Origin of the sequence: Brevundimonas sp. NPDC046655 (assembly GCF_044901625.1) — a bacterium.
Taxonomy (GTDB): domain Bacteria; phylum Pseudomonadota; class Alphaproteobacteria; order Caulobacterales; family Caulobacteraceae; genus Brevundimonas.
The window spans coordinates 54429-72220 of record NZ_JBJDPV010000005.1; the positions used below are offsets into that span (position 1 = coordinate 54429).

The 17792-nt window shown below is 69.0% G+C and carries 17 protein-coding genes; 13 read left to right on the top strand and 4 right to left on the bottom strand.

Annotated elements, in window-relative coordinates; genetic code table 11:
• Positions 1-2277, bottom strand: a complete 2277-nt coding sequence (locus ACI2KI_RS13805; protein ID WP_404620970.1) for a TonB-dependent receptor — start codon at positions 2275-2277, stop codon at positions 1-3.
• Positions 2278-2407: 130 nt separating this feature from the next.
• Positions 2408-3619 (bottom strand): NAD(P)/FAD-dependent oxidoreductase, encoded by a 1212-nt coding sequence (locus tag ACI2KI_RS13810; RefSeq protein WP_404620972.1) that lies wholly within the window; start codon positions 3617-3619, stop codon positions 2408-2410.
• Positions 3620-3712: 93 nt separating this feature from the next.
• Between ACI2KI_RS13810 and ACI2KI_RS13815 the strand changes: the two genes are divergently transcribed.
• The 13 genes from ACI2KI_RS13815 (at position 3713) to ACI2KI_RS13875 (ending at position 15980) form a co-directional block, all read left to right on the top strand.
• Positions 3713-4009, top strand: a complete 297-nt coding sequence (locus tag ACI2KI_RS13815; RefSeq protein ID WP_404620974.1) for a YerC/YecD family TrpR-related protein — start codon at positions 3713-3715, stop codon at positions 4007-4009.
• A 9-nt stretch (positions 4010-4018) separates the two neighbouring features.
• Positions 4019-4900, top strand: a complete 882-nt coding sequence (hisG, locus tag ACI2KI_RS13820) for an ATP phosphoribosyltransferase (RefSeq protein WP_404620976.1) — start codon at positions 4019-4021, stop codon at positions 4898-4900.
• Positions 4900-6207, top strand: a complete 1308-nt coding sequence (gene hisD, locus ACI2KI_RS13825) for a histidinol dehydrogenase (RefSeq protein WP_404620978.1) — start codon at positions 4900-4902, stop codon at positions 6205-6207. The genes hisG and hisD overlap by 1 nt, the downstream gene beginning before the upstream one ends.
• Entirely contained in the window at positions 6204-7637 is a 1434-nt protein-coding gene (gene hisB / locus ACI2KI_RS13830) for an imidazoleglycerol-phosphate dehydratase HisB (protein WP_404620980.1), read from the top strand. Before hisD ends, hisB begins: the two co-directional genes overlap by 4 nt.
• On the top strand, positions 7634-8233 hold the full coding sequence (hisH, locus tag ACI2KI_RS13835; protein WP_404620982.1) for an imidazole glycerol phosphate synthase subunit HisH: 600 nt from the start codon (positions 7634-7636) through the stop codon (positions 8231-8233). The genes hisB and hisH overlap by 4 nt, the downstream gene beginning before the upstream one ends.
• Positions 8230-8988, top strand: coding sequence for a 1-(5-phosphoribosyl)-5-[(5-phosphoribosylamino)methylideneamino]imidazole-4-carboxamide isomerase (gene hisA, locus ACI2KI_RS13840; protein ID WP_404620984.1), 759 nt, complete (start codon positions 8230-8232; stop codon positions 8986-8988). Before hisH ends, hisA begins: the two co-directional genes overlap by 4 nt.
• On the top strand, positions 8978-9745 hold the full coding sequence (hisF, locus tag ACI2KI_RS13845) for an imidazole glycerol phosphate synthase subunit HisF (RefSeq protein WP_404620986.1): 768 nt from the start codon (positions 8978-8980) through the stop codon (positions 9743-9745). Before hisA ends, hisF begins: the two co-directional genes overlap by 11 nt.
• A gap of 148 nt (positions 9746-9893) precedes the next feature.
• Entirely contained in the window at positions 9894-10535 is a 642-nt protein-coding gene (hisIE, locus tag ACI2KI_RS13850) for a bifunctional phosphoribosyl-AMP cyclohydrolase/phosphoribosyl-ATP diphosphatase HisIE (protein WP_404620988.1), read from the top strand.
• Between the two features lie 47 nt (positions 10536-10582).
• Positions 10583-12043, top strand: coding sequence for a glucose-6-phosphate dehydrogenase (gene zwf, locus ACI2KI_RS13855; protein WP_404620990.1), 1461 nt, complete (start codon positions 10583-10585; stop codon positions 12041-12043).
• Positions 12036-12749: a 6-phosphogluconolactonase gene (pgl, locus tag ACI2KI_RS13860; RefSeq protein ID WP_404620992.1), complete on the top strand. Its 714-nt coding sequence runs from the start codon at positions 12036-12038 to the stop codon at positions 12747-12749. Before zwf ends, pgl begins: the two co-directional genes overlap by 8 nt.
• Entirely contained in the window at positions 12749-14638 is a 1890-nt protein-coding gene (edd, locus tag ACI2KI_RS13865; protein WP_404620994.1) for a phosphogluconate dehydratase, read from the top strand. The genes pgl and edd overlap by 1 nt, the downstream gene beginning before the upstream one ends.
• Positions 14639-14668: 30 nt before the next feature.
• A complete protein-coding gene (glk, locus tag ACI2KI_RS13870) occupies positions 14669-15637 on the top strand; it encodes a glucokinase (RefSeq protein ID WP_404620996.1) in 969 nt (322 codons plus the stop codon).
• A gap of 73 nt (positions 15638-15710) precedes the next feature.
• Positions 15711-15980 (top strand): hypothetical protein, encoded by a 270-nt coding sequence (locus ACI2KI_RS13875; RefSeq protein WP_404620998.1) that lies wholly within the window; start codon positions 15711-15713, stop codon positions 15978-15980.
• Between the two features lie 76 nt (positions 15981-16056).
• On the opposite strand, the gene ACI2KI_RS13880 is transcribed toward ACI2KI_RS13875, so the two are convergent.
• Entirely contained in the window at positions 16057-16443 is a 387-nt protein-coding gene (locus tag ACI2KI_RS13880; RefSeq protein WP_404621000.1) for a hypothetical protein, read from the bottom strand.
• Entirely contained in the window at positions 16440-17735 is a 1296-nt protein-coding gene (gene hmgA / locus ACI2KI_RS13885; RefSeq protein WP_404621002.1) for a homogentisate 1,2-dioxygenase, read from the bottom strand. Before hmgA ends, ACI2KI_RS13880 begins: the two co-directional genes overlap by 4 nt.
• Between the last annotated feature and the right edge of the window lie 57 nt (positions 17736-17792).

Consider the following 17792-nt stretch of genomic DNA (forward strand, 5'->3'; position numbering starts at 1 on the left):
TTAGTAGCGGACGTTCAACGTCAGGATGGCCGAACGGGCCGGCGCCACGTCGGCGTGGTGAACGCCGTTGGTGCGGATGATGTATTCCTCATCGCCCGCGTTCTGGACGTTCAATTGCAGCGAGGCGCGGTCGGTGACGTCGTAGGAGGCGAAGAGGTCCACGCGGGTGTAGGCCGGGGCGTAGATGCGGTTCGCGCCGCCGCCGGCGCCGCCCTGATTGCCGCCGAACGACTTGCCGACATAGTAGACGCCGCCGCCCAGGCTCAGCTTGGGCATGAGGCGATAGGTGGTGAACAGGCTGGCGGTATGCTCCGGCGTATTGGCCAGGGAGTCGCCGACGTTGACGTTGTTGTAGGCGCCCTCGGTCAGCTCGGAATCCATCCAGGTGTAGCCGCCGAAGACCTGCCACTTGTCGGTGACATTGCCCGAGACGCCGAGTTCCAGCCCCTGAACTTCGGCTTCGCCAGCCTGCTCATAGACGCCCGGCTCGACCTGGATCTGGGCATTCTTGCGCACGGTCTTGAACAGGGCGCCGCTGAGCGCCAGGCGGTCGCCGAACAGGTTGGCCTTGGCGCCGATCTCGAAGCTGTCGGTCTCTTCCGGATCCAGCAGGGTCGTGGCCAGGTTGCCCGTGCCCGTGCCCGTGCCGCCGTTCTGATCGCCGGCCGAAATGGTCGGCGGCGTCGAGGAGGTGGCGTAGGAGGCGTAGATGCTGGTGTTGGCGGTCGGCTTGTAGACCGCGCCGATCTGATAGTTGACGAAGTCCCAGTCCGAGCGGACCGAGGTATAGACGGGCGCCGTCACCGTGCCCGAGGCGTTGGTGGCGTCGACCGAGTAGTCGTCCCAGCGCAGGCCCAGATTGACGATGAACTTCTCGCCGAAGCTGATCGAGTCAAAGGCGTAGATTCCGGTCGACTGGGTATCGGTCGAGCTGACCAGACCGCGCGTTTTCGTGCCCGTCCAAGGGTCGCTGGGGTTTGGATTATAGACCTGGGTGCAGTCCAGACCGGTCAGGGGCGCCGGGCAGGCCGTGCCGGTAAGCGTCGTGACGGTGTAGGAGGCGTTGTCGTTCTTCTCGGACGACAGCTCGAGGCCCAGGTTGAAGCTGTGCTTCAGACCGCCCGTCTGGAACGTGCCCGTCAGGTCCGTGACGTTGGCCAAGGTGTCGGCGGGGTTCCAGCGCGACTTCAGACCACGCTTCATCCACCAGACGCCGTTGACCTGCTGCGCCGTACCGCCGTCGCCCGGGTTGGTGACGACATAGTCGTTCAGCGTCTCGGCGTAGCGGGTGACGTTGCGGATTTTCAGGTTCTCGGTCAGCTGGCGCTCCAGGGTGACCGTGACCGAGTCGACCGTATTGGTCAGATAGTCGCGCGCCTTCAGGCCGTAGAAGCTGTCATAGGGGACATCCAGAACGCCCGAAGCGTCCGGACGCGGGCCCGTGGCGCCCGCCAGCTTGGTGTAGAGCGGGATGCCGTAGTCAGGCATCTGATCGCTGTCGAGGTGGTAGTAGCTGGCCGTCAGGGTCGTGTCCGTGCCGAGACCGACGGCGAACGAGGCGCCGACGCCCCACTTGTCGAAGTCGACCGAGTCGCGACCGGCGATGTCGCCCTGACCGACCATCAGGTTCAGTCGCAGGGCCGCCGTTTGCGAAAGCTGGCGGTTGAAGTCCACCGTACCGCGCACATAGGAATCCGTGCCGGCGCCGATCGAGGCGTTGGTGAAGTCGCTGAGACGCGGGGTCTTGGAGCCCAGGTTGATGCTGCCGCCACCCGAGCCGCGGCCCGAATAGACCGAGTCCGGGCCCTTGATGACTTCGACCTGCTCCAGGTTGAAGACCTCGCGCTGCTGGCCGCCGGTGTCGCGGATGCCGTCAACGAAGATGTTGTTGCCCGAGGCCTGGCCGCGGATGAAGGGACGGTCGGCCAGGGGCTGGCCGCCCTCGCCCGCGCCGAAGGTGATGCCCGGCGAGGTGCGCAGGATGTCCTGCAGCGAGGTGGCGGCGGTCTGTTCGATGATCTGTTGCGGGATCACCGTGACCGAGCGCGGCGTGTCGACCAGGGGTGCGACGAACTGCGGGTCCTTGGGCTCGCGCTTGATGCGCTGGCCGTGCACGTCGACGGCGCTCAGGGTGGTGGCGTCTTGCGTGATGTCCGCCGCTTCATTCGGGGCGGCGATCGGAGCTTTGTCGTTCGCCAGAACCGGCGAGGCGCACAGCATGCCGGCGGCGCTGGAAGCGAACAGAAGCGCCTTGAGGGCGGTGGAGCGATCGGACATGGGGGAGCAGCCAGTCAGTTAAGATTGAGACCGGCTCGCAATATCATCTTTTCAGGGTGCGACAATCTGACTCCTGCGACTAAATCGCAATTGCGGCAGGGATGTCACACCATCGTCATCGGATGGCCCCCTAGGCCGATTTGGCCACCGCCTTGATCGAGATGGAGGGGTCGGCCAGCAGGGCCGCATCCACAGGCGTCGCCTTGCCGATCAGCAGGCGCCCGCCCATGAATTCGGCGGGGGCGTTGACCGCCTCGACGCAGACGATGCGGTCGCCGTTCAGGTGGAAGACGGCGAAGCTGCCCGACGCCGGGTCGCCGCGCACCACCTGCCGGTCGGCGTCGAAGGGCAGACCGGCGATCTGAAGTTTCACATCGTATTGGTCGGACCAGAACCACGGCACCTCGGGCGCCGGGGCGGCGCGGCCGACGATGGCGGCGGCGGCCTGCTTGGCCTGCTCAAGCGCGTTGGGCACGCTCTCCAGACGGTGCATCCGGCCGCCGTGGACCGGGATGGGGCGGTGGGTGACGTCGCCGATAGCGTAGATGGCGGGGTCGCTGGTGCGGGCGTTCTCGTCCACCACCACGCCGTTCTCGCAGGCCAGACCGGCGGTGCGCGCCAAAGCCTCGCGCGCCAGGGCGCCGACGCCGACGAGGATGGCGTCGGCGGCGATCAGGCCGCCGTCCACGAGACGCACGCCGCCGTCCTCGAAGCCCGCAACCTCGGCGCCGGTCAGGATCTCGACGCCGTGGCGGCGGTGCAGGTCGGTGAAGAAGGTCGACAGGGTTTCCGACGCCACCCGGGCCAGCACCCGGTCCATGCGCTCGATCACCACCGCCTCGGCGCCGAGGGCGCGAGCCGAGGCCGCCGCCTCAAGGCCCACATAGCCGCCGCCGACCACGGCCAGCCGCTTGCCGGGAGCCAGCACGGATTTCAGCCGCTCGGCGTCCTCCAGGGTGCGCAGTTCCAGCAGCTCGGGGCGGTCAGCGCCGGGGATGGCCAGCTTGCGCGCCATCGAGCCGGTGGCCAGGATCAGCACGTCGTAGGCTTCGACCGTTCCGTCAGCGAAGGTGACAGACTTGGCGTCCGCGTCGATGGCGGTCGCGGTGACGCCGGTGCGCAGGTCGATCTTCTGTTCGGCGTAGAAGCTCTCGGGGCGCAGCAGCAGGTCCTCCAGACCCGCCTCCCCCTTCGGCCAGGCCTTGGACAGAGGCGGCCGCTGATAGGGCGCCGCCGCCTCCTCGCCCGCCAGGACGATCTCGCCGTCGAAGCCATATTGTCTCAGCAGCGCCGCCGCCGAGCCCCCCGCGTGTCCCGCGCCGATAATCAGAACCTTGGTCATGGGAGCGGAGATAGGACGGATCGAACGTAGCGGCTACTCCCGCCACTCGCAGAAGCAGCAGAAGCGGGTTGACCGTTCCATTGTTACAGCATAATGGAACGCGCCATGAGCACCGACGCCGCCAAGACCGCCCTGCTGGACGCCCTGCTTTCGCTGCAGACGCGGGCGGAGGCCGACGCCTTCCTGTCCGACCTCTGCACCCCCGCCGAGCTGCGCGCCTTTGGCGAGCGGTGGCAGGTGGCGCGGCTGCTGGACGGCGGGGACAAGACCTATCGCGAGATCGCGGTGGCGGCCTCGGCCAGCCCGACCACCGTGGTGCGCGTCGCGCGCTCCCTGAAGGACATGCCGCACCAGGGCTATCGCCTGGTGCTGGACAGACTGAAAGCCTGAGTTGAGATCATGAGCACCGTGCAGGGGCGGCTACGCATCGCCGTCCAGAAATCCGGCCGCCTGGCCGAACGCAGCCTCGACCTGGTCCGCGACGCGGGTCTGCGCGTCGTCAAGGGCAACAACGAGCTGCTGTACCGGATTGAAAACTACCCGATCGATCTGCTGCGGGTGCGCGACGACGACATCCCGACCTTCGTGGCGGACGGGGTCTGCGACCTCGGCATCGTCGGCGAGAACGTGCTGGAGGAGGTCAGGAACGGCGGGCCGAACGCCGAGGTGGTCATGCCCCTGGGCTTTGGCCGCTGCACGCTGAAGATCGCCGTGCCGCCGGGCCTGACCTACGCCGGGCCGGCGTCGCTGGAGGGGCTGCGCATCGCCACCTCCTATCCCAGGATCCTGCGTCGTTTTCTGGATGAGAACGGCGTCGGCGCCGACATCGTCACCATGCGCGGCGCGGTCGAGGTGGCCCCACGGCTGAAGCTGGCCTCGGCCATCTGTGATCTGGTCTCGACCGGGGCCACGCTGGAGGCCAACGGCCTGATGGCCAAGGAGACCGTGCTGGACAGCCAGGCGGTGCTGATCAAGGCGCCGACCGCGCCCGAGGCGGGCTTGCAGCACCTGCTGGACAGCATCATCGAGCGGATGGCGGGCGTGGTGTCTTCGCAAGGCGCCAAGTACGTCATGCTGAACGCGCCGCGCTCGGCCCTGGCGGAGATCACCGCCATCCTGCCCGGCGCCGGCTCGCCGACCGTCATGCCCCTGTCGGGCCGCGACGACGCCGTGGCCGTCCACGCCGTCTGTCAGGAGGCCGTCTTCTGGGAGACGCTGGAGAAGCTCAAGGCGGCGGGGGCCTCGGCCATCCTGGTCCTGCCGATCGAGAAGATGATGTGATGAAGCGTATCGACTGGAACAAGCTGGACGCCGCCGAGCGCCAGGCCGCCCTGGCGCGTCCGCAGCAACGCACCGAGGGCTTCGTCACCAGTGTGGTGCGCGAGATCTTTGACGACGTGCAGGCGCGCGGCGGTCAGGCCGTAACCGACTGGGCGATCAAACTGGACGGCGCCGCGCCCCGCCGTGTGGCCATCACCGAGAAGGCCGCCGCCGAGGCCCGCGCCGACCTGCCGCCCGCCGCCGCGCGGGCCCTGCGCGTCGCCGCCGACAATGTGCGCGTCTTCCACGCCGCGACCCGGCCCGAGGACACCGCCTTCATAGAGACCACGCCGGGCGTGAAGTCGAAGCTGGTCTGGCGCCCCATCGGCTCGGCGGGTCTCTATGTGCCCGGCGGCACGGCGCCGCTGTTTTCCTCCCTGCTGATGCTGGCCATCCCGGCGGGCGTGGCCGGGGTCGGGCGGCGCGTCGCCGTGACGCCGCCGTCGAAGGACGGCTCGGTCCACCCGGCCATGATCGTCGCCGCCGCCGAGGCCGGTCTGGATGAACTGTGGCTGTTGGGCGGGGCGCAGGCGATTGCGGCGCTGACCTTCGGCGCGGAACTGGACGAGGGCGTGATCGAACCCGTCGACAAGCTGTTCGGCCCCGGCAACGCCTATGTGGCCGAGGCCAAGCGTTATGCGTCATCGCTGCCGGGCGGTCCGGCCCAGGACATGCCGGCGGGGCCGTCGGAACTGCTGGTCATCGCCGACCGCGACGCCGATTTCGAGATCGTCGCCGCCGACCTGCTGAGCCAGGCCGAGCACGACGCCGACGCGCAAGTGATCCTGGTGTCCGACAGCGGCACGGCCCTGAGCGAGATCGTCGCCGAGGTCGAGCGTCAGGTGGAGACCCTGCCCCGCGCCGCCGTGGCCCGCGCCTCGCTGGAGCAGGCCCGCGCCATCCGCGTGGCCGACATGGCCGAGGCCTGTGCGGTCGCCAACCTCTATGGCCCCGAGCACCTGTCGATTCAGGCCGAGGACGCCGAGCGTCTGGTGGATCGGATCACCGCCGCCGGGGCCGTCTTTGTGGGGCAATGGGCGGCGGAGACGCTCGGCGACTACGCCGCCGGACCCAGTCATGTCCTGCCGACCGACGGCGGCGCGCGGACGCTCGGCGGCATCACCACCGCCAGCTTCATGACCACCATGTCGGTGCAGACAGTGACGCAGATGGGCGCCGCCGCCCTGGCCCCTGTCGCCGCGCGTCTGGCGCGGATGGAGGGGCTGGAGGCCCACGCTCGCGCCGCCGACCTGAGGACCGAAGCGTGACCCTGCCCGCCCCCTATACGCCGCTGGTGTCCGGCGGCGAGGGTCTGGACCGCTATCCGGCCGACCCGACCGCGCTCAGCGCCCGATTGGCCGATCTCTACGGCGTCGCCGCCGATCAGGTGCTGCCGGTGCGCGGCCTGACGCACGGGCTGGAGCTCGTCTGGCGACTGGCCGCCCGCGACGGCCTGAAGGTGCAGGCGCCCGAGGCCGAGCCCTATCTGGGACTGGCGAAGCTCTACGCTCGCCCGACGAAGGACGCCGAGACCGCCGCCGTCGTCATCCGCGCCCTCGGTTCGCCCGAGGCGGTGGCCGAGATGGCCGAGCGGGTCGCCCCCGCCCTGCTGGTGGTGGACGAGGGGCTTGTGGAGTTCGCCGAGACGCCATCCGCCGCGACGGTCGTAACGGACCACGCCAACCTGATCGTGCTGCGCAGCCTGTCGCTGGCCTATGGCCTGGCCGGGGCGCGGGTCGGGGCGGCCGCAGCGCAGGCGTCAACGCTGGCCCGGCTGGCGAGCGTGCTGGAGCCCTACGCCCTGCCCGAGGTCTCGGTGCGGCTGGCGCTTCAGGCCCTGGACCCGTCGCGGATGATCGAGACCGCCGAGCGCATCGACGGCGTTCGCCGCGAGCGCGCCCGCGTCGTTGAGGCCCTGTCGCGGCTGATGCCGCTGGAGGGCGGCGTCGGGCCGGTGATCATCGCCCGTCCCTCTGATCCGGCGGCCATCATCGCCGACCTGCGCCGCTTCGGCCTGAGCGCTGATGAAGCCGGCGACCGGGTGAGGCTGCCCGTCTCGCTGAAGCCCGAGGTCAACGACCGGCTGCTGGTCGCCCTGGGCGCCGCCGACGCCAAGGTGCGCCGCACCCGCGTCGGCCAGGCCGTGCGGGACACCAAGGAGACGCGCATCGTCTGCGCCGTCGATCTGGACAGCGCCGGGCCGGTGAAGATCGAAACGGGCGTCGGCTTCTTCGACCACATGATCGAACAGGTGGCCGCGCACGGCGGGTTCTCCATCCGCCTGTCTTGCGAGGGCGACCTGCACACCGATCCCCACCACACCATCGAGGACAGCGCCATCGCCCTGGGTCAGGCGCTGAAGCAGGCGCTGGGCGAGAGGAAGGGCATCCAGCGCTACGGCTTCGTCCTGCCGATGGACGAGGCCAATGCGGCGGTCTCCATCGACCTATCGGGCCGGCCCTATCCGGTGTTCGAGGGGTCCTTCGCCACCCCCTTCATCGGCGACTACCGCACCGACATGACGGCCCACGTGGTGCGCTCGCTGGCCGAGAATCTGGGCGCGGCCATCCACGTCACGGTCACCGGCGACGACGACCACCACAAGACCGAGGCCGTGTTCAAGGCCCTGGGCCGGGCGCTGCGTCAGGCCATCCGCGTCGAGGGCGATGTCGTGCCGAGCACCAAGGGGGTGCTGTGAACGTCACCCTGATCGGTTACGGCTCGGGCAATGTCGCCTCGGTGCGGTTCGCGCTGGAGCGGCTGGGCGCGCGGGTGCGGATCACCGCCGACCCCGCCGACCTGGACGAGGCGGAGCGGGTCATCCTGCCCGGCGTCGGGGCGGCGGGCTATGCGATGCAGCGGCTCAATGCGCTCGGTCTGGTGGAGCCGCTGCGGCGGTTCAAGCGTCCTCTGCTGGGTGTCTGCCTGGGTCAGCAACTGCTGTTCGAGACCAGCGCCGAGGATGGGGGCGCTGACCTGCTGGGCCTGATCCCCGGCCGGGTCGAGGCCATCGCCCCCGCCCCGTCGCGACCCTCGCCGCACATGGGCTGGAGCCGGCTGAACATCCGTCGCCCCGATCCGCTGCTGGAGGGAGTCTACGACGGCGACTGGGCCTATTTCGTCCACGGCTTCGTCTGCCCCGACGGCCCGGCGACCATCGCCGCCGCCGACTATGGTCTGGCTGTGCCCGCCGTGGTCAACATGGGCAACCGCTGGGGCTGTCAGTTCCACCCGGAACGGTCGGCCAAGGCCGGAGCGCGTATCTTGAAGAACTTCCTGGAGCTGCCCGCGTGATCATCTATCCCGCCATTGACCTGATCGACGGCCATGCGGTTCGCCTGTTGCACGGCGATTTCAATCACGTGACCCGCTACGATGCCCATCCCGCCAACCGGATGGCGGCCTTTACCGCCGAAGGCGCCGAGTGGATCCACGTCATCGATCTGGACGGGGCCAAGGCGGGCGAAGCGCGCCAGTATGCGCTGATCGGCGACATGGCGCGGGCCGTGGACATCAAGGTCCAGTCCGGCGGCGGCGTGCGCTCGGAGAAGGACATCGAGCACCTGCTGGGGGCCGGGATCAGCCGTGTCGTCATCGGGTCGCTGGCCGTCACCGACACGGATCAGGTGCTGAAATGGCTGGAGCAGTTCGGCCCCGAGGCCATCGCCCTGGCCCTGGACGTCAGAAACGAGAACGGCCTGCCCGTGCCCGCGCTGAAGGGCTGGACCCAGTCGTCGGGCGTTGATCTGTGGAGCGTGCTGGATCGCTATCCCGTCGGAATGCTGCGCCATATCCTGATCACGGACGTCGAGCGCGACGGCGCCCTGACCGGCCTGAACCGGGAGTTGCTGTCCGAGGCCATCGCACGTCGCCCCGAGCTGGAGATCCAGGCCTCGGGCGGGATCGCCAGCCTGGACGACCTGATCACCGCCAAGGCCATCGGCTGCGCCGGGGCCATTACCGGCCGCGCGATCTATGCCGGTCGCTTCACCGTGGCCGAGGCCATCCAGGCCGCGAACATGGCCCCCGTGTCGGCCAATGACCGCTAGGCGCATCATCCCCTGCCTCGACGTCAAGGACGGGCGGGTGGTCAAGGGCGTGCGCTTCGAGGGCCACGTCGACATGGGCGACGCCGCCGAACTGGCCGCGCGCTATCGCGACGCGGGCGCCGACGAGCTGGTCTTCTACGACATCACCGCCAGCCCGCAGGGGCGGACCCTGGACTATGGCTGGGTGCAGGACATCGCCCGGCTGCTGGACATCCCCTTCTGCGTCGCCGGCGGCATCCGCACGGTGGAGCAGGCGGCGCGCTGTCTGGATCATGGCGCCGACAAGGTCTCGATCAACTCCCCCGCCCTGGAACGGCCTGAGCTGATCGGCGAGATGGCGCAGCGGCTGGGCCGGCAATGCGTCGTCGTCGGCGTCGACAGCGCCTTTCAGGACGGCGAATGGCGGGTGCACAAATACACCGGCGATCCGAACGCCCGACGCGGCGCCGGCAAGCTGACCATGGACTGGATCGTCGAGGCGCAAGGTCTCGGCGCCGGCGAGATCGTGCTGAACTGCATCGATCAGGACGGGGTGCGGCGCGGCTATGACATCGCCCAACTCACCGAGGCGCGGCGGCGGCTGAGCATTCCGCTGGTGGCCTCGGGCGGGGCCGGGGCGGTCGAGCATTTCCGCGACGTGTTTCTGGAGGCGGACGTGTCGGGGGCGCTGGCCGCCAGCGTCTTCCACTCGGGCGCGATCGCGATTCCCGATCTCAAGCATTACCTGGACACGCAAGGCGTGGAGGTGAGGATATGACCTGCCTCCTTCCGCTCATTCCCGCGGAGGCGGGGACCCAGTGCTTTGGCGACGATCGCCACGCCTTGGGTTTCGCAAACAAGGCCGCCGTCCGTCAGATGGCTCAAACCTGGGTCCCCGCCTCCGCGGGGATGAGCGGATCAAACGCATGACCCTCGACCTTTCCAAGATCGACTTCGCCCAACTGGACTTCAAAAAAGGCGATGGCCTGATCCCCGCCGTGGTGCAGGACGCCGACACCCTGCAGGTGCTGACCCTGGCCTATATGGACGAGGCGGCGCTGCGCGAGACGCTGGACAGCGGACAGGCCACCTTCTTTTCGCGCTCGCGCGGCGGGCGGTGGAGGAAGGGCGAGACCTCGGGCGACTTCCTCAATGTGGTGTCGGTGACGCCCGACTGCGACGGCGACGCCGTGGTGGTGAAGGTCCGCCCGGTGGGCAACGCCTGCCACCTGAACCGGATCAGCTGCTTCGGCGACGAGGACGCGCCGGGGCTGGGCCGCATCGCGCGGCTGGAGCGCACCATTCATGTCCGCGCTCAGGCCGACCCGAACGACAGCTGGACCGCCCGCCTGATCGCCCAGGGTCCCAAACGCGCCGCGCAGAAGGTCGGCGAAGAGGGCGTGGAGACGGCCCTGGCGGGCGCGGCGGGCGACGAGGCGGAACTCGCCAGCGAGTCGGCGGATTTGATCTATCACCTACTGGTCCTGCTCCATGCGCGTAACATGGTGTTTCAGGACGTCCTCGACGTCTTGGCGCGCCGCGCGCAACCGGCCAAGGACGATAGCTAGACCTTAGGACAAGCCCCGCAGGCCGGGGCCACGGAGGAAAAGCGCGCATGGCGGCTCTCATTCTGTTCGGCGGAGGCGGCGACCTCGCCATGCGGATGCTGTTGCCTTCGCTCTATTTCCTCGACCACGACGGCCTGCTGCCCGAGGGGCTGAAGATCATCGGTGCGGCCCGTTCGGCCGAAAGCGCCGAGGCCTATGTGGCCAAGGTCCATGAGGCGGTGAAGGCCAAGGCCGAGGCCGACGACGCCTGGGACGAAGCCAGCTGGGCGCGGATGAAGGCGCGCCTCGACTATCTGGCCGTGGACGCCACCGACCCCGAGAGCCTGAAGGGGCTGAAGACCAAGGCGGGCGACGGCGAGACGACCTCCTTCCTGGCGGTGTCGCCGTCCCTGTATGGCCGCATCGTCACGGCGATGAAGGCGGCGGGTCTGGCCGAGAAGAACTGCCGTATCGTGCTGGAAAAGCCGGTCGGGCGCGATCTGGAAAGCTTCCTCGAAATCGACGACGCCGTGGCCCACGCCTTTGACGAGCGGCAGGTTTTCCGCATCGACCACTATCTGGGCAAGGAGACGGTGCAGAACCTGATCGCCCTGCGCTTCGGCAACACCATCTTCGAGCCTCTGTGGAACAATCTGACGGTCGACCACGTCCAGATCACGGTGGGCGAAACGGTCGGGGTCGGCGACCGCTGGCCGTACTACGACGAGTACGGCGCCCTGCGGGACATGCTGCAGAACCACATGCTGCAGCTGCTGTGCCTGGTGGCGATGGAGCCGCCCAGCGACCTAGACCCGGACTCGGTGCGCAATGAGAAGGTCAAGGTGCTGCGCAGCCTTCGCCCCATCACGCCGGAAGAAGCCGAGCGCGTCACCGTGCGCGGCCAGTATGTGGCCGGGACCAGCGAGGGTCAGCCGGCCCAGGCCTATCAGGAGGAACGCGGCCAGGCGTCGGACACCGAGACCTTCGTCGCCATCCGCGCCGACATCGACAACTGGCGCTGGGCGGGCGTGCCCTTCTTCATGCGCACCGGCAAGCGCCTGCCCGAGAAGCGCACCGAGATCGTCATCCAGTTCAAGCCGGTGCCCCACTCCATCTTCGGCCACGGCGAGCGCGGCGACATCTATGACAACCGCCTGGTCATCGAACTGCAGCCCGAGGAAGACATCTCGCTGTCGGTGATGAACAAGAAGCCGGGGCTGGATCAGCGGATGCAGCTGCAGCCGATCAAGATGAGCCTGTCCTGGGGCGTGGACGGCAAGTGCGCCGCGCCGCCGCGTCGCCGCATCGCCTATGAGCGCCTGCTGCTGGACGCCATGCACGGCGACAGCACCCTGTTCGTGCGCCGCGACGAGGCCGAGCAGGCGTGGAAGTGGGTGGACGAGGTGTCCGAGGCCTGGGAAGGCGCGGGCTTCAAGCCGCGGGCCTATGAGGCCGGAACCTGGGGCCCGGAGGCGGCCGACCTGCTGCTGTCGCGGACCGGGCGCAAGTGGAACACGCGCGATGAATAGCCCCGTCATCGAAGCCTTCCCCGACGCCGCCGCCTGGGCCGAGGCCGCCGCCGCGCGGCTGGGCGAAACCCTGGCCAAGGGGGTCACCGCCGAGGGTCGTGCGGTCTTCGCGGGCGCGGGCGGGTCGACCCCTTCGCCCATCTACGCCCGATTGGCCGAAGCCGATCTGGACTGGTCGAAGGTCACGGCGACGCTGGTGGACGAGCGCTATGTGCCCGAGACCTCTCCAGACTCGAACGCCGCCCTGATGAGGCGGACCCTGTTGTCCGGCCCTGCCTCGGCCGCGCGTTTCCTGCCGCTCTACGCCCCCTCGGTGACAGTGGATCGCGCCGCCGCCGAGGCGTCGAAGGCGCTGGCGGCTGAGGGTGGTCGTCTGGACGCCGTCCTGCTGGGCATGGGCGAGGACGGGCACATCTGTTCCATGTTCCCCGAAAGCCCGACGCTGAAGACCCTGCTGACGCCGGACCTGAAACCCGCCGTCTATGGCGTGCCGCCGGGCCGTGACGGCATGGCGCCGCCGCAGGAACGCCTGTCGATCAACCTGCCCTATCTGGCCGAGGCCGGACGGGTGGTGCTGGCCCTGACCGGTGCGAAGAAGCGCGCCGTGTTCGAGCGCGAGGCGGCGGGCGATCCGCGCATCCATCCCATCGCCGCCCTGATCGCGGCGAAGGTTCCTCTTGAAGTGCTTTGGACGGAGGCCGTCTGATGGCTCTCAACCCTGTCGTCGCGGACGTCACCGCCCGCATCGTGGAGCGCAGCAAGGCGACCCGCGCCGACTATCTGCGTCGCATGGACGCCGCTCGCGACAGCGGCGCCGGGCGCGCCAAGCTGTCCTGCGCCAACTGGGCCCATGCGTTTGCCGGCCAGACCATCGCCGACAAGCTGACGGCCATGGACGGATCGAAGCCCAATGTCGGGGTGGTCACCGCTTACAACGACATGCTGTCGGCCCATCAGCCGTTCGAGCGCTTCCCCGAGGTGATCCGCAAGGCGGTGCGCGAGGTGGGCGCCACGGCGCAAGTGGCGGGCGGGACCCCGGCCATGTGCGACGGCGTCACCCAGGGCCGCCCCGGCATGGAGCTGTCGCTGTTCAGCCGCGACGCCATCGCCATGGCGACGGGCGTGGCCCTGACCCACGACGCGTTCGACGCCGCCATGATGCTGGGCGTCTGCGACAAGATCGTGCCGGGCCTCTTCATGGGGGCGCTGGCCTTCGGCCATCTGCCGGTCGTGTTCGCGCCTGCGGGGCCCATGCCGTCGGGCATTCCCAACGCCGAAAAGGCCCGCGTCCGGGCCGAATACGCCCAAGGCCTGGTGGACCGCACCACCCTGCTGCAAAGCGAGATCGGCAGCTACCACTCGCCCGGCACCTGCACCTTCTACGGCACGGCCAACTCCAACCAGATGATGATGGAGATCGCGGGCCTGCACATGCCCTCGACCGCCTTCGTCCACCCCGACACCGGCCTGCGCGACGCCCTGACGGCGGCGGCGGCGAAGCGCGCGGTCGAGCTGGCCCGCTCGGGCCAGGGCCGCATGGCCGACGTCATCAGCGAGAAGTCGATCGTCAACATGATCGTGGCCCTGCTGGCCACCGGCGGCTCGACCAACCACGCCATCCATCTGGTCGCCATGGCGCGCGCCGCCGGGGTGCTGATCGACTGGACCGACATGGACCAGCTGTCCTCGGTGACGCCGCTGCTGGCGCGGGTCTATCCCAACGGCTCGGCCGACGTGAACGCCTTCCAGGCGGCGGGCGGCGTGGCCTTCGTCACGCGCGAACTGGCCAAGGCGGGCAACATCCACAGCGATGTCGTGACCATCATGGGTCAGGGGATCGAAGCCTATTTCCAGGAGCCGTCGCTGGTGGACGGCGAACTGGTCTGGCGCGACGGGGTCGCCGAAAGCCTCGACCGCGACATCCTGCGCCCGGCCTCCGACCCCTTCGACCGCGAGGGCGGCCTGAGGCTGGTGCAGGGTGACCTCGGCCGGGCGGTGATCAAGATCTCGGCGGTCAAGCCCGAGAACCGCATCGTCGAGGCCCCCGCCGCCGTGTTCGAGACCCAGGAAGACGCCCTGCAGGCCTTCAAGGACGGCAAGCTGAACCGCGACGTGGTGGTGGTGCTGCGCTTCCAGGGGCCAAAGGCCAACGGCATGCCGGAGCTGCACTCCCTGTCGCCGGCCCTCGGCGTGCTGCAGGACAAGGGCTTCAAGGTCGCCTTCGTCACCGACGGCCGCATGTCGGGCGCCAGCGGCAAGACCCCGGCCGCCATCCACGTCTCGCCCGAGGCCCTGGCGGGCGGTCCTCTGGCCCATGTGCAGGACGGCGACATCATCCGTCTGGACCCCGAAGCCGGGATGCTGACAACCGTCGGCGGGATCGATCTGAAGGCGCGTCCGGCGGCGCGGCGATCGCAGGCCCACGCCGAGGGCGCTTCCTGGGGTTATGGCCGCGAACTGTTCGGCGCCTTCCGCCAGGTCGTGACCACGGCGGAACAGGGAGCGACGGTCTGCTTTACTGTTCCCATAGGCGCCGACGGCCACACCGACACGCCGCCCAATCCCAATATCGTGGACCGGACGGTGGACGCCTGATCCGCATCATTGCTCACCAGGAGACCGCCCATGAACGACAAGATTCTTCTCGTCGGAGACGTCGGCGGCACCAACGCCCGCTTCGCCCTGGCCCGCATGATCGACGGCCGCCCGGAGCTGGAGCATCATGAGAGCTTCCCGGCCTCTGAGCATCCGACCTTCCTCGGCGGGGTGAAGGCCTTTCTCGACGGTTGCGACGTCAAGCCGTCGGGCGGGGTCATCGCCGTGGCCGGACCGGTGACCGACGGGGCCATCGACCTGACCAATTCGCCGTGGCGGGTGTCGGAGGGCGAGCTTGAGACCCTGAGCCTGAACCCGGTCAGGCTGATCAACGACTTCGAGGCCTTGGCCTGGGGCGCCCCTGTCGTGCCGGAAGACCAGTTGGCGGCGCTGGGCGGTCCGACGGAAGGCCAGCATGACGCCGCCATCGCCGTGCTCGGCCCCGGCACCGGCTTCGGCGTCTCGGCCCTGGCGCGCGACAGCCACGGCCGCGAGATCGCCCTGCCCAGCGAGGGCGGCCACGCCTGTTTCGCGCCCGGCGACGCGGTCGAGGACGAGATCCTGCGCATCCTGCGCCGACGCTACGACCGGGTGTCGATCGAGCGCCTGATCTGCGGACCGGGCCTGCTGAACATGCATCGCGCCCTCGCCGAGATCGACGGGCGCGAAACCCACGTGGACGACCCGGCCGAGATCACCCAGGCCGCGCTGGAGGACATGAACAGCCCCTGCGGCGCCACCCTGGCGCGGTTCTGCGCCATCCTCGGGGCCGTGGCCGGAGACGTGGCCCTGACCATGGGCGCGCGCGGCGGCATCTACATCGCCGGAGGCATCGCGCCGCGCATCCTGCCCTTCCTCAAGGCCAGCCCCTTCCGCGAACGGTTCGAGCGCAAGGGCCGGTTCCAGCCCTATATGCAGGCCATCCCGACCAAGGTGATCCTGCACAAGCAGGCGGCGCTTCTGGGCGCGGCGCGGGTGGCCTTCAAGGAGGCGGGTTGAAAAATGATCACGGCGGCGTGAACCGATAGTGAGGCCGAGGCGTTGGTCCGGTTCAATCACTTGGAGGAACACCATGCGTAAACTCGTTCTCGCCGCCGCTTCCATCGTCGCCGTCGCCGGTCTGGCCGCCTGCGGTGAAAGCGCCGCCGACAAGGCCGCCGAGCAAAAGGCTGACGCCCTGGAAGCCCAGGCCGCCGCGACCCCGAACGAAGCCCAGGAACAGGCCCTGAACGCCGAAGCCGACCGCATCGAGCAGCAGGCCGGCAACGCCGACGGCGGCATGACGACCCAGAACACGCCGAACACCTCGCCGAGCACCACCCCGCCGGCGCCGGCCCACTAAGCCGACCGCAACGACAAAGCCCCCGCCGCGATCGCGACGGGGGCTTTTTCATGCACCGTGTTTGTCTTCGCCGACATCAGTCGATGCAGAGCGTCGCCTCGGCCTTGCCGTCCTTGACGGTGGTGCGGCAGCCGAAGCGGTTGCTGTCGACCTGACATTGACCGACCGCGCGAGCGCCGGGGACAAGGCCGCTGTTGCCTGCGATCTCGCACTGACCCTCGCACTGCGAGGCGTCGGTGCAGCGCTTGCCGGCGTCGGCGTATTTGACCACGCACTGCCAGGTCTGGGCTCGACCGACCTGCCGCATCTCGCCGCCACGCGACGAGCAGGACGAAGTGCTGATGCTCATGGTCGGCGGCGGCTCCGGCGCCTCGGCGGTCGGCACGACCGGCTGCGGCGCAGGGGTCGGCGTACAGGCGGCCAGAGCCAAACCGGCGGCGAAGAGAAGGCCTGTCAGCTTCATGCGATCTGTCCTTTTTCAAACCCGGTCCAGCAGTCGTCGTAGTCGAGCTGCATCAGGGGCGTCTGTTCCGCCCAGGCCGTGGTGCGGATCGGCATCCGCGTCTCGAACATGAAGGCCAGGGTGTTCTCGATCTTCATCGGCTTGAGCTCGGCCTTCGTCGCGCCGTTCCAGCTGGCCTGATCCGGTCCGTGGCCGCTCATCCGGTTGTGCAGGGACGCGCCGCCGGGGGCGAAGCCGCCCGCCTTGGCGTCGTACTCGCCGAAGATCAGCCCCATGAACTCGCTCATGACGTTGCGGTGGAACCACGGCGGACGGAAGGTGTCCTCGGCCACCATCCAGCGCGGCGGGAAGATGACGAAGTCGCAGTTGGCCGTGCCGGGCGTGTCCGAGGGACTCGTCAGGACGGTGAAGATCGACGGATCCGGGTGGTCGAAGCTGACCGTGCCGATGGTGTTGAACCGCGCCGTGTCATAGCGATAGGGGGCGTAGTTGCCGTGCCAGCCGACCACGTCCAGCGGGCTGTGATCGAAGGTCACAGCCCACAGAAGCCCGCCGTATTTCTGGACGCACTGGGTCGGACGGTCGACGTCCTCGAACCAGGCGACGGGGGTCTCGAAGTCGCGCGGATTGGCCAGGCCGTTGGAGCCGATGGGGCCGAGATCCGGCAGGCGGAAGGGGCTGCCGTAGTTCTCGCAGACGTAGCCTCGGACCTCACCGTCCACCTCGACGCGGAAACGGACGCCGCGCGGGATGACGACGACATGGCCGGGCTGAGCCTCGATCACGCCCATTTCGGTGATGAAGCGGTGGCTCCCCTGCTGCGGCACGATCAGCAGCTCGCCGTCGGCGGAATAGAAGACGCGATCGACCATCGAGCGGTTGGCGACATAGAGGTGAATACCCACGCCCGCGCCGGAATCGGCGTCGCCGTTGCCGCCATAGGTGGTCAGGCCCTCGACCCAGTCGGTCGGCTGATCCGGCATGGTCAGGGGGTCCCAGCGCATCCGGTTGGGATTGGGCGGGGTCTCGGTGAAGGGACCCGAGCGCACGCGGCCCTGCTCGAACGGCTGATAAGGCCCATGTTGCGCCGAGGGCCGCAGACGGTAGAGCCAGCTGCGCAGATTATGGTCGCGCGGCGCGGTGAAGGCCGCCCCCGACAACTGCTCGGCATAGAGGCCCAGGGCCGGGCGCTGGGGCGAATTCCTGCCGACCGGCAGGGCGCCCTCAACGGCCTCGGTGGCGAAGTGGTTGGCGAAGCCGGTCTGATAGGCGGGCGCGTTGGATCGCGTCATGTGGTTTCTCCCTTGCGGGAGGTTTAGCCGGGCCAAGCCGATGCGTCACCCCGGCCC

Bases quoted from the DNA above. Each gene is read 5' to 3' on its own strand.
- ACI2KI_RS13880 (WP_404621000.1), bottom strand. From the start codon at position 16,443: ATGAAGCTGACAGGCCTTCTCTTCGCCGCCGGTTTGGCTCTGGCCGCC.
- glk (WP_404620996.1), top strand. From the start codon at position 14,669: ATGAACGACAAGATTCTTCTCGTCGGAGACGTCGGCGGCACCAACGCC.
- hisD (WP_404620978.1), top strand. From the start codon at position 4,900: ATGAAGCGTATCGACTGGAACAAGCTGGACGCCGCCGAGCGCCAGGCC.
- hmgA (WP_404621002.1), bottom strand. From the start codon at position 17,735: ATGACGCGATCCAACGCGCCCGCCTATCAGACCGGCTTCGCCAACCAC.
- pgl (WP_404620992.1), top strand. From the start codon at position 12,036: ATGAATAGCCCCGTCATCGAAGCCTTCCCCGACGCCGCCGCCTGGGCC.
- hisF (WP_404620986.1), top strand. From the start codon at position 8,978: ATGACCGCTAGGCGCATCATCCCCTGCCTCGACGTCAAGGACGGGCGG.
- ACI2KI_RS13810 (WP_404620972.1), bottom strand. From the start codon at position 3,619: ATGACCAAGGTTCTGATTATCGGCGCGGGACACGCGGGGGGCTCGGCG.
- hisG (WP_404620976.1), top strand. From the start codon at position 4,019: ATGAGCACCGTGCAGGGGCGGCTACGCATCGCCGTCCAGAAATCCGGC.
- ACI2KI_RS13815 (WP_404620974.1), top strand. From the start codon at position 3,713: ATGGAACGCGCCATGAGCACCGACGCCGCCAAGACCGCCCTGCTGGAC.
- zwf (WP_404620990.1), top strand. From the start codon at position 10,583: ATGGCGGCTCTCATTCTGTTCGGCGGAGGCGGCGACCTCGCCATGCGG.
- edd (WP_404620994.1), top strand. From the start codon at position 12,749: ATGGCTCTCAACCCTGTCGTCGCGGACGTCACCGCCCGCATCGTGGAG.
- ACI2KI_RS13805 (WP_404620970.1), bottom strand. From the start codon at position 2,277: ATGTCCGATCGCTCCACCGCCCTCAAGGCGCTTCTGTTCGCTTCCAGC.
- ACI2KI_RS13875 (WP_404620998.1), top strand. From the start codon at position 15,711: ATGCGTAAACTCGTTCTCGCCGCCGCTTCCATCGTCGCCGTCGCCGGT.
- hisIE (WP_404620988.1), top strand. From the start codon at position 9,894: ATGACCCTCGACCTTTCCAAGATCGACTTCGCCCAACTGGACTTCAAA.